The sequence below is a fragment of the Rhizobium sp. TBD182 genome, from assembly GCF_001950375.1.
Lineage (GTDB): Bacteria > Pseudomonadota > Alphaproteobacteria > Rhizobiales > Rhizobiaceae > Agrobacterium > Agrobacterium tumefaciens.
The window spans coordinates 364,093-377,359 of sequence record NZ_BDLN01000005.1; the positions used below are offsets into that span (position 1 = coordinate 364,093).

Below are 13,267 nucleotides of genomic sequence, written 5' to 3' on the forward strand. Positions count from 1 at the left end.
GCCATGCTGGGCAGAACGGCAAACGGGCTCTACTGGATGTTCCGGTATATTGAGCGCGCTGAAAATATCGCCCGGCTTATCGATGCGGGCCTGCGCGTTTCCCTGACGCGCAGCGGCAGCGGCGATGAGGACTGGGACGGCGTGTTGCAGAGTGCCGGCGTGCACGAAGCCTTTCTCGAAACGCGCGAGAAGGTGACGGCGGCCAATGCGATCGATTATCTCCTGCGGGACAAGGCAAACCCTTCCAGCGTCATGTCCTGCATCGAGGCAGGCCGCAACAATGCCCGCATGGTGCGCACCGCGCTGACGCGCGAGACATGGGAAGCCACCAACGAATTCTGGATCGAGCTGAAGAACATCCTCGGCCGCAAGCTCAGCCATGCCGAACTGCCGCAGACCATCGATGTCATCAAGCATCGCGCCGGTCTGGTGCGCGGCGCCTTCCACGGCTCGATGCTGCGCAACGATCTCTATAATTTCTCCCGCATCGGCACCTTCATCGAGCGCGCCGACAACACCGCCCGCATTCTCGACGTAAAATATTACGTGCTGCTGCCGGCCGTGGCGCATGTTGGCTCCTCGCTCGACAATGCCCAATGGGAATCCATCCTGCGCTCGGTCTCGGCGCACCGCTCCTATGGCTGGGTCTATGATGCGGAATACAAGCCCGCCAACATTGCCGACTTCCTCATTCTCAACGGCCGCATGCCGCGCTCGCTCGCCTATTGCTATGAGAAGATCACCAGCAACCTCAATTACATAGCTGAGGATTACGGTGAAAAGCACAAGGCGCATGAAACGGCGGAAAGCATTCGCGACAGTCTGCGCAAGACGACGATCGATCGCGTCATGGATGAAGGCCTGCACGAGTTTCTGGAGAGATTTGTCAACCGGAACGGGCAGCTGGGGCAGGAAATCATGGAAGGCTACCGCTTTTATCTGTAAGCGCGTGGACGGGGACAGCTTATGCGTCTGAAAATCACCCATACAACCGAATATGTCTATGACGAGCCGATGCCCTATGCATTGCAGCGGCTGCGCCTGACGCCACAGACCGGCCCGTGCCAGACGGTGGAGGACTGGGATGTATCGGTCGACGGCGCCACCGTCGAAGTGAGCTATGACGACCATTTCGGCAACCGTGTCGCACTGGTCGAGACCGAAGGCCCGCAACGCAGGGTCAAGGTCGTGGCTGGTGGCCTCGTCATAACCGAAGACAGGGCCGGCATGGTCGGCCCCCACACCGGCAGTGCGCCGCTATGGCTGTTCCTGCGCGAGACGCCGCTGACGAAGCCCGGCAAACTCGTGCGCGAACTGGCGAAGGCCAGCACCGGCAACAGCGAGCTAGAGCGCCTGCACGACCTGATGGAGAAGATCAACAGCAAGGTGGAATATGTGCCGGGTTCGACCGACACCGAAACCACCGCCGAACTGGCACTCGAAGCCGGCAAGGGCGTCTGCCAGGACCATGCCCATATCCTCATTTCCGCCGCCCGGCTGATGGGCCTGCCCGCCCGCTATGTTTCCGGTTATCTGATGATGGAAGACGTGGCGGAGCAGACGGCAACCCATGCCTGGGCCGAGGTGCATCTGCAGGGGCTCGGCTGGGTTGGCTTTGACGCCGCCAACAATATCTGCCCTGACGATCGCTACGTGCGCATTGCCCTTGGCCTCTGCTACCGCGACTGCGCGCCGATATCGGGCATGCGGATCGGCCCGGCCGGCGAAACGCTGAACGTTTCGGTGACCGTGCAGCAATCGCAGAGCCAATCGCAAAGCTGAGACAATGGCCGGCAGAGACGACGAAACGATCGGCTTTTATACGGATAATGCCGGAGTCTATACGTCGAGAGGGCAAACGGCGGACCTTCCCCATCTGGAAAAATTCCTGTCGCGCCTGCCCAAAGGCGCGACCATCCTCGAACTGGGGTGCGGTGGCGGGCAGGACAGTGAATTCATGCTCGCTGCAGGCTTCGATGTGCGCCCGACGGACGGCACACCCGAAATCGCCAAGGCGGCCGAAACGCGGCTCGGCATTCCCGTCGCGACATTGCTGTTCGAAGATATCTGCGAGGTGGAGACTTATGACGGCGTGTGGGCCAATGCCTGCCTGTTGCATGTCCCCCGCCCCGCTCTTTCCGGCATCATTCGCCGCATCCATGCGGCGCTGAAACAGGGCGGTGTTTTTTACGCCAGCTTCAAGGCCGGAGAAGCGGAAGGCCGCGACACGTTCGGCCGCTATTACAACTATCCTTCGAAAACCTGGCTTGAGGACCTGTACAGGCATTTCGCCTGGGCAGGCATGGCGATAGAAGCACGGCACGGCAGCGGTTACGACAAGCTGCCAACCGACTGGCTGCATGTGACGGCAACGAAACCCTGATCCGCTTTCAACAACCTGTGGGTTGCGAAAGCCCGCCGTGACCGGTTAAATCGCCGCAGCAACCGATCAGGGAGAGGGCTTTTTGTACAGTATTTCCGACTATCACGACTGCCAGTCCCATGGACCCATCATTGCGGAACGGGTCTGGACGGCATGGTGGCAGGATAGTGGCCTCCAGGTCGGCGATGTGGCTGAACATCTGAAGGATATGGTGAACCCCCATGCCCTGCCGACCGGCTTCGTCGCCCATGACGACAAGGGCTACGTCGGCTCCGCCTTTCTTATCCATTGCGATCTGGAGGAGCGGCCACAATATCTGCCATGGGTTGCCGCACTCTGGGTGGAGGAAAACAGCAGACGTTCAGGTGTCGCCCGGGCGCTGATGCAGGCCGCAACACAACGGGCCGCCGAACTTGGTCACGACACCAGCTACCTGTGCTGCCAGCGCCGTCTCGAAACCTATTATACGAACTGCGGCTGGACCGTTCTGGAACGTGGTGTTGGCAAGCACGACCTGACGGTGCTGACCTACAGCACGAAAACATAGACTGTCCGCTATATCCGTTGCCAGACATCGGGGAGGAACCATGAAACCGCCAGCCGCCCTTATGGAAACGGCGATCTACGCCAACGATCTCGACGCCGCCGAGGCCTTTTATCGCGATGTCTTCGGGCTGGAGGTGGTGCGCAGGCTGCCGGGCCAGTTCGTGTTCTTCAAATGTGGCCGGCAGATGCTGCTGGTCTTCGATCCGCAACAATCGCGCACGGCCACCCCCGACAATCCGATCCCGCGCCACGGCGCCACCGGACAAGGCCATTTCTGTTTTTATGCGAAAGACAAGTCGGAAGTGGACGACTGGAAAGCCCGCTTCGAGGAGCTTGGAATTCCCATCGAACACTATCACCGCTGGCCGAATGACAGCTATTCCGTCTACATCCGCGACCCGGCCGGCAATTCCGTGGAGGTGGGCGAAGGCAGGCTGTGGGGGTTCGAGTAAGCCCCAGATACCCGGAAGAACACTATGAAGAACATTTTTGTCGTCACGCACACCCAGTCCGTCCATCATGTCGAGAACAAGGTTGGTGGCTGGTATGATACCGAACTGACACCCAAGGGAAAAGCCGATGCGCAGGCGACGGCCGAGAAACTTGTGGCCTTGATCGGCAACGCATCAGTCGAAATCTTCAGTTCCGATCTTCTGCGGGCCTCCCAGACTGCGGCAATCATTGCTGAACACCTCAAGTCCCCTTTTGAAACCACGGATGGCCTGCGGGAAATCAGCTACGGTTCGGCGGGTGGTATGCCGCAGCGATGGCTCGACGCCCGTCAGATACCGGCCCCCCATCACGACCGCATGGATCATCGTGGCGGAATTGCTGATGGCGAAACGAGACGAGAGTTGGCCGAAAGAGTGTACCGCGCCGTGGACACGATTATATCGCGTCCTTGCCCCACGCAGATCATCGTTACCCATGGCTTCGCTCTTACCTTCGTCATCGCGGCATGGATCAAAATGCCGATCGACAGCGCCGGTTATGTCAGCTTTCCCGCGTCTTCCGGCAGCATTACGCACCTAAGACAAGACGATTACTGGCAAAACCGCGGCGTTATCGCTTTGGCGGATGTGTCCCACCTGAAGACAAGCCGGGGATGACGTCGAGAGGGGGACGCTGAGCGACCCCCTCCCTCAACCGTTTAACGTGCAGCCCCGGTAGATCAGATCTGCCGAACCGTGATTTCTTCTTCCGCATTAACCGCAAGCGGGTTTCTCAGCGGCAGGCCGAAACCGGCGGCCTCGATCTCGAACACGTCACCCGCTTCCGGCTTGATGCCCTCCGCAAAAGAGAGCGTCGCGGTACCGAACATGTGCACATGGACGTCACCAGGTGCGCGGAACAGGCCGTATTTGAAGTGGTGATATTCGAGGTTCGCGAAGGTGTGGGACATGTTGTCCTCACCCGAAACAAACGGCTTTTCGAAAATGACCTTGTCGCCACGACGGATGCGCGAGGTGCCGCGAATATCCGACGGTGCAACGCCGACGCGGATTTCCGGGCCGAAGCTTGCCGGGCGCAACTTCGAATGGGCGAGGTAGAGATAGTTGATCCGCTCGGTGACGTGATCGGAAAATTCGTTCGACACGGCAAAGCCGATGCGCACGGGTTCGCCCTTGTCGGAGATCACGTAGATGCCGGCCATTTCCGGCTCTTCGCCGCCATCAAGCGCAAAGGACGGAGAGGTGAGAGCAGCACCGGGTGCCGCTGCGACATAGCCGTTGCCCTTGTAGAACCACTCGGGTTGAACGCCCTTTTCGCCAGCCTTCGGCTTGCCATTTTCCAGACCCATGCGGAACATCTTCATAGAATCCGTCAGGCTTTCCTCGGCGGCTTCCGTGGTCTTCTTGTGCATGCTGTCGCGGGTAGCAGCAGAGCCGAGATGGGTCAGGCCCGTGCCTGTCAGATGCAGATGCGCCGGATCGGGATGCGTGATCGGCGGCAGAAAGCGACCTTCAGCGTAAGCCTTTTCAAGATCGACGGCATCGCCGAGACCATGGGCGGACACAACATCGGCAAGGCTCTTGCCACCATTGGCAGCTTCCATGGCCAGCGCGTAAACCGATTGAGCGCCGTTGACGGCGTGCGCCTGTCCGCCTTCTTCGCGAACGGCGACGGTGATTTTGCCACTGGCATCCTTGATCTGTGAAATGAGCACGGGATTTCCTTCCTGCGGCGCAACGCGCCTTATCTTCTTCGGCGCGTTGCGCCTTCACCTTATGAAAGTGGCCGGAAACCGGCCACTTTTTTGACTTGCTATATTGGCTGGGCAATCAGCCCTTGTTCTTGTTGTAGACGTCGAAGAACACGGCAGCGAGCAGCACGAGGCCCTTGACCATCTGCTGGAAGTCGATGCCGAGGCCGACGATCGACATGCCGTTGTTCATGACGCCCATGATGAAGGCACCGATAACAGCACCGGTGATCTTGCCAACGCCGCCGGAGGCCGAAGCACCGCCAATGAAGCAGGCCGCGATCACATCAAGCTCGAAGCCAACGCCTGCCTTCGGCGTTGCCGAGTTGAGGCGTGTCGCGATGATCATGCCGGCCAGACCGGCCAGTACACCCATGTTGACGAAGGTTAGGAAGCTCAGGCGTTCGGTGTTGATACCGGAAAGCTTGGTCGCCTTCTCGTTGCCGCCCATGGCGTAAACGCGGCGGCCAATGGTCGTGCGACGCGTCACGAAGCTGTAAAGCGCAATCAGAACCAGCATCACGATCAGGACGTTCGGCAGGCCACGATAGGTGGACAGCTGGTAGCCAAGGAACAGAATAGCGCCTGAGATGAGCAGGTTCTGCACAATGAAGAAACCGAACGGCTCCACGTCGATGCCGTGCTTCACGTTCACCACGCGACGGCGCCACGCCAGATAGAACAGCACGACCGTAATCACCAATGTCAGGATCATCGACGTGGTGTTCAGACCTTCGATGCCACCGATATCAGGCAGGAAGCCGGTGCTGATGATCTGGAAATCCGTCGGGAACGGGCCGATGTTCTTGCCGCCGAGCACAAAAAGCGTGAGGCCGCGGAACACAAGCATGCCCGCCAGCGTCACGATGAACGACGGGATGCGGTGATAGGCGATCCAGTAACCCTGGGCAGCACCGATGATGCCGCCGATGACAAGACAAATCAGCGCCGCGAGAAACGGGTTCATGCCCCACTGCACGGTCAATATGGCCGCAATCGCGCCGACGAAGGCGACGATGGAACCGACCGAAAGGTCGATATGTCCGGCCACGATGACCAGCAGCATGCCAAGCGCCATGATGACGATGAACGAGTTCTGCAGGATGAGGTTGGTCAGGTTAACGGGCCGGAACAGAATACCGCCGGTATAGAACTGGAAGAAAACCATGATAGCGACGAGCGCGATCAGCATGCCGTATTCGCGGATATTGGAGCGAATATACGACCCGACCGAGATGACGTTGCTTTCTTCGTTTGTGGTGTTTGCCGAACTCATGAGTTCTTCTCCCCTGAGCGCATGATAGCGCGCATGATGCTTTCCTGGCTCGCCTCTCCCTTCGGCAATTCAGCGACGATGCGGCCTTCGTTCATGACGTAGATGCGGTCGCAATTGCCGAGCAATTCAGGCATTTCCGATGAGATCATCAGAACGCCTTTGCCGTCGGCAGCGAGCTGGTTGATGATGGTGTAGATTTCGTATTTCGCGCCAACGTCGATACCGCGTGTCGGCTCGTCGAGGATCAGGACATCAGGATTGGAGAAGAGCCACTTGGAGAGCACGACCTTCTGCTGGTTGCCGCCCGAAAGATTGACCGTTTCCTGAAAGATGCCTGAAGAGCGGATGCGAAGGCGTGTGCGGAAATCGCTCGCCACCTTCATTTCCTTGATGTCGTCGATGACGCTGGCCTTCGACACGCCTGCCAGATTGGCAAGCGTGGTGTTGTGCAGAATGTTGTCGTTGAGCACCAGACCGAGATGTTTGCGGTCTTCGGTCACATAGGCAAGACCGGCATCGATTGCCTTGCGCACGGTGCTGACATCCACGGGCCTGCCGTCGATCAGAACGTCACCGGTGATCTTGTGACCGTAGGACTTGCCGAACACGCTCATGGCGAATTCCGTGCGCCCTGCCCCCATCAGCCCGGCAATGCCGACGACTTCGCCCTTGCGCACGGTGACGTTGATGTCGTGCAGGACCTTCCGGTCGCGGTGCTGCTGGTGATAGACGTTCCAGTTCTTCACTTCGAGAATGGTCTCGCCGATCGGCACGTCGCGCGGCGGATAACGATCTTCTAGATCGCGTCCCACCATGTTGCGAATGATGACGTCCTCGCTGATTTCTTCCTGATGACAGTCGAGCGTCTTCACCGTCATGCCGTCGCGCAGCACGGTGATCTGGTCGGCCACCTTGCGCACTTCGTTGAGCTTGTGGGTGATGATGATCGACGTCATGCCCTGCTTGCGGAACTCGATCAAAAGGTTGAGCAGAGCCTCGGAATCGCTCTCGTTGAGCGAGGCGGTCGGCTCATCAAGGATGAGAAGCTTCACGCTCTTCGACAACGCCTTGGCGATTTCGACCAGCTGCTGCTTGCCGACGCCGATATCCGTAATCAGCGTCTCCGGCGATTCCTTCAGGCCCACCTTCTTCAGAAGTTCGCGGGTACGGTTGAAGGTCTGCTGCCAGTTGATGACGCCGCCCGAAGCGACCTCGTTGCCAAGGAAAATATTTTCGGCAATCGACAGGAGCGGTACAAGCGCAAGCTCCTGGTGAATGATGATGATACCAATATCTTCGCTGTCGTTGATGGCGCGAAAATTTCGCACAGCACCTTCGTAGTGGATCTCGCCCTCATAGGTGCCAGCGGGATAAACACCGGAAAGGACCTTCATCAAGGTCGACTTTCCAGCGCCGTTCTCGCCAACGAGCGCGTGGATCTCACCTTCCTTTACCTTAAGGTTGACGTTCTCAAGCGCTTTTACGCCCGGAAACGTCTTGGTGATGTTCCGCATTTCGAGAATGGTATTGGCCATATCGCAATCCAGCGCCCGATTAATTCAGGCGTTTTTATTTTTATGGAAAAACGGGGACGGCGCCAAGCCATCCCCGCATGTGTTGCAGGCTTATTTCAGCTGGTCTGCGGTGTAGTAACCACCGTCGACGAGAACCTGCTTGTAGTTGTCCTTGGTCACGGCAACCGGCTTGAGCAGGTAGGACGGAACAACCTTGACGCCATTTTCATAGGTCTTGGTGTCGTTCACCTCAGGCTCTTTGCCCTGCAGAACGGCGTTGACCATGCCAACAGTAACCTTCGCGAGTTCGCGAGTGTCCTTGAAGATGGTCGAATACTGTTCGCCAGCAATGATCGACTTGACCGACGGAACTTCAGCGTCCTGACCGGAAACGACCGGCAGCGGCTGGTCCTTCGTGCCATAACCAACGCCCTTCAGCGAGGAGATGATGCCGATGGACAGACCGTCATAGGGCGACAGAACAGCGTCAACCTTTGCGTCCGTGTAATAAGCCGACAGGAGGTTATCCATGCGAGCCTGGGCCGTTGCCGGATCCCAACGCAGCGTACCGACCTTGTCCATGCCCATCTGGCCCGACTTTACGACCAGCTTGCCGCTGTCGATGTAAGGCTTCAGAACCGACATCGCGCCATCGTAGAAGAAGAAGGCGTTGTTGTCGTCAGGAGAACCGCCGAACAGCTCGATGTTGAACGGGCCCTTGCCGTCCTTCAGGCCAAGCTTGTCGACGATCGAAGTTGCCTGCAGAACGCCAACCTGGAAGTTGTCGAAAGTGGCGTAGTAGCTGACGTCGCCGCTGTTGCGGATGAGACGGTCATAAGCGATGACCTTGATGCCCTGCTGACCAGCCTGCTTCAGAACGTCCGACAGGGTCGTGCCGTCGATCGAAGCAATCACGAGGACCTTAACGCCCTTGGTGACCATGTTTTCGATCTGGGAAAGCTGATTCGGAATATCGTCGTCGGCGTATTGCAGATCGGTCGTGTAACCGGCTTCCTGCAGCTGCTTGACGATATTGTTGCCGTCATCGATCCAGCGCGCGGAAGACTTTGTCGGCATGGCGATACCGACAGAACCCTTGTCCTGCGCGAAAGCCGGCGCTGCAAAGGAAGCAGCACCGATGGCACAAGCCGCCATCAGCGAAATAATGGACTTCATTAACTCTCTCCCTTGAACCCTCTTTGGTACCCGCTTGTTGCGTTGCACCATAAAATTCATGCCATCAGAGGAAGAAGCCGCATTGCGCCCGTTCCGATCTCGCAACTGCGAAATGGAACAGATGCCGCTCCTCCCCGGCATTCCGCAAATTGTTCTGAATCCATATAACTGTCAAATAGAATAAATCAGTTTACGTATATCAATTATGATATATTAAATCGATACAATAACCATTGAGGGGTATAAACCGGCGAATGAGCAACCAAAAAGTGTATGAGCAGACGCAAACAGCGGATGCGCTCTTCGTCTTCGAAGACAACCCTTTGCTGCGCGCCGGCTTGAAGATGAGCCACCTGCGCATGCTGGTCATGATCGAGGAGCACGGGCAGGTCAGCGCTGCCGCCGCCGCCATGAACATGACGCAGCCGGCGGCATCGCGCATGCTCTCGGAAATGGAAGCAATCGTCAAAAGCCCGCTCTGTCAGAGAGCGTCGCGTGGTGTGGTGCTGACCAAGTTCGGCGAGGCGCTGGCGCGGCGCGCCCGCACCATATTGCTGGAGCTGCGTGAGGCGAGCCGCGAACTCAACCAGATGAAATCCGGCAGCGGCGGATCGGTTTATATCGGCGCTGTCACCGCGCCGGCAATCAGCCTGGTCGTGCCCGCCATAAGACGGGCGATGGACACCTATCCCGGTATCGAGATCAACGTGCAGGTGGAAAGTAGCAACGTGCTGGCGCGGGAACTTCTGGCCGCACGTCACGATTTCATCATCGGCCGCATCCCCGATGATTTCGACCCCGGCCTGTTCTCCATCCATGAAATTGGCATCGAGCGCGCCTGCCTGGTGGTTCGCGAGGGCCACCCCCTGCTCCACGGCGAGCCCGTGACATTGCAGGATCTGTCCGGTTACGACTGGGTTTTCCAGCCGCCCGGCGCGCTTTTGCGCAGAACGATGGAAGACGTATTCCTCACTCAAGGCGTCGCCATGCCGCGCAACGTCATCAACACGCCATCCGTGGTGCTGACGCTTGCCCTTATCTGCAACACGGATGCAATTGCGCCAATCGCGCAGGACATGGCCGAGTTCGTGGCCGGTCAGCAGGCCGATATCGGCCGCACCCGCATCCTGCCGACGGATTTCGAGCTTGTCGTCAAGCCCTACAGCATCATCACCACCAAAGGCCGCGTTTTGCCGCCCAGCGCCCGGCTTCTCTACGATCTGGTTCTGGATGAAAGCCGCAAACTGACGGGCTTTTGAGGAAGGCAAGCCAGACGCCAACTTCATTGTATATACAGGCCGGATTTATCGGGACTTGCCCAGGGAATAGCCGCATGCTTTTCGGACAATCCGTCTTCGAGTCGGTCGTTGAAAGACTGAGACAGGAAAAAGAAGACGAGAGCGCGGAGCCGACGCCGCCCACCGGTCATCGTATTGTGGGTTTCAGCTCTGGCTTCGTCGTGGATACCGATCCGGATGCACCGCAACCGGGAAACGCCAGTCTCGACGCCTATCTGGCCTTTCTGCCGGAGCCCGTTGCGCTTGCCGAGCCCCAGCCGGAACCCCAACCCGAACCCATGCCGGCCCATCTCGAAAAGACCTCGCTCGCGGATGTTTCAGAAGAACTGGCCATCCATGAAACCGACACCGCCGCAACGCTTGCGGAAAAGCGCCGCGCCTTCGCAAGGCTCAATCATCCCGACGGAGTGAGACCGGAATTCCGGCACAATGCGACGCTGCGCATGACAGCGGCAAATCTCCTGATTGACCAGGCGATCCGGATGCTGCGAACCCGTGAACATTTCCAGTAGAGGCAGGTAGCGGTTTTACGCCCGGAAAGCTCGCCTCAGCCGGCGTCGTTTCTATCCGTGGGTGCGCTTTCCACTGGCTCGTCTGATTCGTCCCTGGCCGCGTCAGCCTTGCCTCCAGCGTTCTCCTCGCTGGCGGGCTTGAACTTCAGCAACAACTCATAAGCCGCATAGACCGCTACGCCGCCGACAACCGTTCCCCAGAAAAATTCGCGATTGACGAATTCGATGACGGACCAGGCGGCGCAAAAGCCGACGATGAGCAATCTGACCCACAAGCGGCGATAAAGCGGATGGCTCGTATCGATAATCAGCATGGCGTTCCCGTTTCGAGCCTTTCCAGAACATTGCGCAGTTGCGGCATGACGCGACGCGAAAGGCGTTGGCACGTCCAAGGCGTCTTGGCCGTTTCGCAGGAAAATTGCAACGCAAATCCACCCGCTACCAATCAGACCCTCGTGAAAGGGAGAGGCAGGGGGATTGCCGACCGGCTTGACCGATACCGCTCAGTCCCGCAGGCGTCCAAGCAGGGCCAGCAGCTGGTCACGGGCTTTTTTGCCGCCGATCCGGTCGATCAGCTTTTCCTCGCGGTCACGCCATGCATCGGAAAGGCGCTCAAGAAGGCTGCTGCCCTCATCCGTCATGTCGAGGAAATGAACGCGCCTGTCCTCTTCCGACCTGCGGCGGACAAGCAATCCCTTGCCTTCCATGCTATCGACGATCGCGACGAAATTGGCGCGCTGTATGCCAAGCGCCTCGGCCACATCGCTCTGCTTGAGGCCCGGATTGCCGCCGACGATGACGAGAACGGAAAAATCGGCCGGCCGCAATCCCATCTCCGCCAGCACGTCGGAAAAGCCGTTTGCCACGGCAAGTTGCGAGTGCCTCAAATGATAACCGATCGCGGTCGTCAACAATCCATAGTCGATAGCGTTTAAATGTTCCGCCTGCGTGCCGCCGCTTTCGGCCTTTTCCGCCCGTGGCCCGTTGCTATGTGCCAATTGCAAAGCCATCCGATCCCCCGCCTGATTCGTTCCTTAACCCTGCCGGAATGATAACCGACAACAGGACTAAACTGTATCCCAAATAAATGTAGATGATACTAATATTGTATAATAATTTGACAGTTAATACCCATTGCGACAACCCCTGTCTCGTAATCACCATCGTGCGCAAAAGAAAAGTATGATTATTTACCCACCGATTTTTAGGGTCGAATACCGCCTCCCCCACCTTGTTTGAAAGGCGATACGACAATCAACCCGCCTGTGTACAAAAGTGCCAGGACAGCCGCTGGATGCAGCCGTAAAATACTACTTAAAAGGGAAACGCCTTATCAGGAAGAAACGCAATACTGCAAACAACATACCGCCCTGCTATCGCAAACATGCAGACAGCAGCCCTCGCAGCAACCCACGCTCTCCCCCACACCGGAAAACAGGCCCCATTTCGTAAATCTTTGATTTTTAGACATTGATGCGGAAAGAAAGCTGGGGTATGAACCAACCGCTGCACGCGATTCAAGCGTGACCGCTGCACCCGTAGCTCAGCTGGATAGAGTGTTGGATTCCGATTCCAAAGGTCACAGGTTCGAATCCTGTCGGGTGCGCCATTTTATTGCAGAGTACGGAATAAAGAACGACCTCGAAAACACTGAGCCGAATATAACGGACGCTCAGCGTCAGAAAACGTTGAGTTCGTAAGCGTGTAATTGGGAAGCTCGGCCCATCGTAACGACTTCAACCTGTTACGCGTAAAACTCTCCCGTTCGCGTCGAAATTCACCCAATGCTTCCAATAGTACTGTAGAACTTTGGCGGCCCCAAAAACGGGGCGTAACACCATGTTGAATCTCTTATATAACTAGAACATTTAAAGAACAAACGAGAGTGCACGAGATATGTCAGACGCTGAAAAGATTATTGTAGTGCAGTTCAAAAAGGGACGCGGGGGCATTGTGCCGGGCGAAATGCGGCAGGCTTCCAATGCGGCGTCCGCCGAAAAGATAGCGAGCGCCATGGCATCGCGCCACATCGGCGTTGCGGCTTATGCTGTTACCGTCGACGAGGAAAGCGGCAGCATGACAAACCCGCGCCTGCTGGTCTCACATGGGCAGATTTCCGATTTGATGCCAGACTGATTTACCGACGCGGCGGCACGCGCCTCCTTCAGCCATGCCGCGCAAGCAATCGGACCCTGCGCGGCATGTTTTTAAATCACGGCCCGGATGTCAGGCCCGCAAGCCTTGCGTCATCTCCGGGCGTGGATCGGCATGATGCCAATCGTATGGCGATCAAAACTCCTGCCAGTCGTCCTTTGACGTATCGACAGCAGCGTTACCGGAGAATGCGGATGCAAGCTTG

The 13,267-nt window shown here is 57.7% G+C and carries 15 protein-coding genes and 1 tRNA gene; 10 read left to right on the forward strand and 6 right to left on the reverse strand.

Annotated elements, in window-relative coordinates; translation table 11 throughout:
* Positions 1 to 3: 3 nt before the first annotated feature.
* The 6 genes from T18_RS17660 (at position 4) to T18_RS17685 (ending at position 4,038) form a co-directional block, all read left to right on the forward strand.
* On the forward strand, positions 4 to 945 hold the full coding sequence (locus T18_RS17660) for an alpha-E domain-containing protein (protein WP_003513700.1): 942 nt from the start codon (positions 4 to 6) through the stop codon (positions 943 to 945).
* A 21-nt stretch (positions 946 to 966) separates the two neighbouring features.
* Positions 967 to 1,782: a transglutaminase family protein gene (locus T18_RS17665; RefSeq protein WP_003513702.1), complete on the forward strand. Its 816-nt coding sequence runs from the start codon at positions 967 to 969 to the stop codon at positions 1,780 to 1,782.
* Positions 1,783 to 1,786: 4 nt separating this feature from the next.
* Complete coding sequence (locus T18_RS17670; RefSeq protein ID WP_038491939.1) at positions 1,787 to 2,383, forward strand: class I SAM-dependent methyltransferase; 597 nt, start codon at positions 1,787 to 1,789, stop codon at positions 2,381 to 2,383.
* Between the two features lie 82 nt (positions 2,384 to 2,465).
* The gene (locus tag T18_RS17675; RefSeq protein ID WP_038491942.1) at positions 2,466 to 2,930 is read left to right on the forward strand and encodes a GNAT family N-acetyltransferase; all 465 of its coding nucleotides are present in this window, start codon (positions 2,466 to 2,468) and stop codon (positions 2,928 to 2,930) included.
* A gap of 40 nt (positions 2,931 to 2,970) precedes the next feature.
* On the forward strand, positions 2,971 to 3,381 hold the full coding sequence (locus T18_RS17680; RefSeq protein WP_019565146.1) for a VOC family protein: 411 nt from the start codon (positions 2,971 to 2,973) through the stop codon (positions 3,379 to 3,381).
* A 24-nt stretch (positions 3,382 to 3,405) separates the two neighbouring features.
* Positions 3,406 to 4,038, forward strand: coding sequence for a histidine phosphatase family protein (locus T18_RS17685; RefSeq protein ID WP_038491945.1), 633 nt, complete (start codon positions 3,406 to 3,408; stop codon positions 4,036 to 4,038).
* Between the two features lie 62 nt (positions 4,039 to 4,100).
* Here the strand turns inward: T18_RS17685 and araD1 are convergent, their stop codons facing one another.
* The 4 genes from araD1 to chvE form a co-directional block, all read right to left on the reverse strand.
* Positions 4,101 to 5,096, reverse strand: coding sequence for a 2-keto-3-deoxy-L-arabinonate dehydratase AraD1 (gene araD1, locus T18_RS17690; RefSeq protein ID WP_013636674.1), 996 nt, complete (start codon positions 5,094 to 5,096; stop codon positions 4,101 to 4,103).
* A 115-nt stretch (positions 5,097 to 5,211) separates the two neighbouring features.
* Positions 5,212 to 6,408, reverse strand: coding sequence for a sugar ABC transporter permease GguB (gguB, locus tag T18_RS17695; RefSeq protein ID WP_003513714.1), 1,197 nt, complete (start codon positions 6,406 to 6,408; stop codon positions 5,212 to 5,214).
* On the reverse strand, positions 6,405 to 7,943 hold the full coding sequence (gene gguA / locus T18_RS17700) for a sugar ABC transporter ATP-binding protein GguA (RefSeq protein WP_038491948.1): 1,539 nt from the start codon (positions 7,941 to 7,943) through the stop codon (positions 6,405 to 6,407). Before gguA ends, gguB begins: the two co-directional genes overlap by 4 nt.
* Before the next feature lie 90 nt (positions 7,944 to 8,033).
* Positions 8,034 to 9,098, reverse strand: a complete 1,065-nt coding sequence (chvE, locus tag T18_RS17705) for a sugar ABC transporter substrate-binding protein ChvE (RefSeq protein WP_003513717.1) — start codon at positions 9,096 to 9,098, stop codon at positions 8,034 to 8,036.
* 254 nt (positions 9,099 to 9,352) lie between these two features.
* On the opposite strand from chvE, the gene T18_RS17715 reads away from it, so the two are divergent.
* Both T18_RS17715 and T18_RS17720 read left to right on the forward strand, forming a co-directional pair.
* On the forward strand, positions 9,353 to 10,357 hold the full coding sequence (locus T18_RS17715) for a LysR family transcriptional regulator (RefSeq protein WP_038491950.1): 1,005 nt from the start codon (positions 9,353 to 9,355) through the stop codon (positions 10,355 to 10,357).
* A gap of 74 nt (positions 10,358 to 10,431) precedes the next feature.
* Positions 10,432 to 10,908 (forward strand): hypothetical protein, encoded by a 477-nt coding sequence (locus T18_RS17720; RefSeq protein WP_038491955.1) that lies wholly within the window; start codon positions 10,432 to 10,434, stop codon positions 10,906 to 10,908.
* 35 nt (positions 10,909 to 10,943) lie between these two features.
* Here T18_RS17720 and T18_RS17725 read toward each other — a convergent pair whose 3' ends face one another.
* Both T18_RS17725 and T18_RS17730 read right to left on the reverse strand, forming a co-directional pair.
* Positions 10,944 to 11,222, reverse strand: coding sequence for a hypothetical protein (locus T18_RS17725; protein WP_038491958.1), 279 nt, complete (start codon positions 11,220 to 11,222; stop codon positions 10,944 to 10,946).
* A 189-nt stretch (positions 11,223 to 11,411) separates the two neighbouring features.
* A complete protein-coding gene (locus T18_RS17730; RefSeq protein ID WP_035198691.1) occupies positions 11,412 to 11,918 on the reverse strand; it encodes a MarR family winged helix-turn-helix transcriptional regulator in 507 nt (168 codons plus the stop codon).
* A 522-nt stretch (positions 11,919 to 12,440) separates the two neighbouring features.
* On the opposite strand from T18_RS17730, the gene T18_RS17735 reads away from it, so the two are divergent.
* Both T18_RS17735 and T18_RS17740 read left to right on the forward strand, forming a co-directional pair.
* A tRNA-Arg gene (locus tag T18_RS17735) sits at positions 12,441 to 12,517 on the forward strand.
* A gap of 287 nt (positions 12,518 to 12,804) precedes the next feature.
* Entirely contained in the window at positions 12,805 to 13,044 is a 240-nt protein-coding gene (locus T18_RS17740; protein WP_025594288.1) for a hypothetical protein, read from the forward strand.
* Positions 13,045 to 13,267 lie beyond the last annotated feature (223 nt).

Coding starts and splice junctions, on each gene's coding strand:
- T18_RS17660 (WP_003513700.1), top strand. CDS start 4: ATGCTGGGCAGAACGGCAAACGGGCTCTACTGGATGTTCCGGTATATT.
- T18_RS17665 (WP_003513702.1), top strand. CDS start 967: ATGCGTCTGAAAATCACCCATACAACCGAATATGTCTATGACGAGCCG.
- T18_RS17670 (WP_038491939.1), top strand. CDS start 1,787: ATGGCCGGCAGAGACGACGAAACGATCGGCTTTTATACGGATAATGCC.
- T18_RS17680 (WP_019565146.1), top strand. CDS start 2,971: ATGAAACCGCCAGCCGCCCTTATGGAAACGGCGATCTACGCCAACGAT.
- T18_RS17685 (WP_038491945.1), top strand. CDS start 3,406: ATGAAGAACATTTTTGTCGTCACGCACACCCAGTCCGTCCATCATGTC.
- gguB (WP_003513714.1), bottom strand. CDS start 6,408: ATGAGTTCGGCAAACACCACAAACGAAGAAAGCAACGTCATCTCGGTC.
- gguA (WP_038491948.1), bottom strand. CDS start 7,943: ATGGCCAATACCATTCTCGAAATGCGGAACATCACCAAGACGTTTCCG.
- chvE (WP_003513717.1), bottom strand. CDS start 9,098: ATGAAGTCCATTATTTCGCTGATGGCGGCTTGTGCCATCGGTGCTGCT.
- T18_RS17715 (WP_038491950.1), top strand. CDS start 9,353: ATGAGCAACCAAAAAGTGTATGAGCAGACGCAAACAGCGGATGCGCTC.
- T18_RS17720 (WP_038491955.1), top strand. CDS start 10,432: ATGCTTTTCGGACAATCCGTCTTCGAGTCGGTCGTTGAAAGACTGAGA.
- T18_RS17725 (WP_038491958.1), bottom strand. CDS start 11,222: ATGCTGATTATCGATACGAGCCATCCGCTTTATCGCCGCTTGTGGGTC.
- T18_RS17730 (WP_035198691.1), bottom strand. CDS start 11,918: ATGGCTTTGCAATTGGCACATAGCAACGGGCCACGGGCGGAAAAGGCC.
- T18_RS17740 (WP_025594288.1), top strand. CDS start 12,805: ATGTCAGACGCTGAAAAGATTATTGTAGTGCAGTTCAAAAAGGGACGC.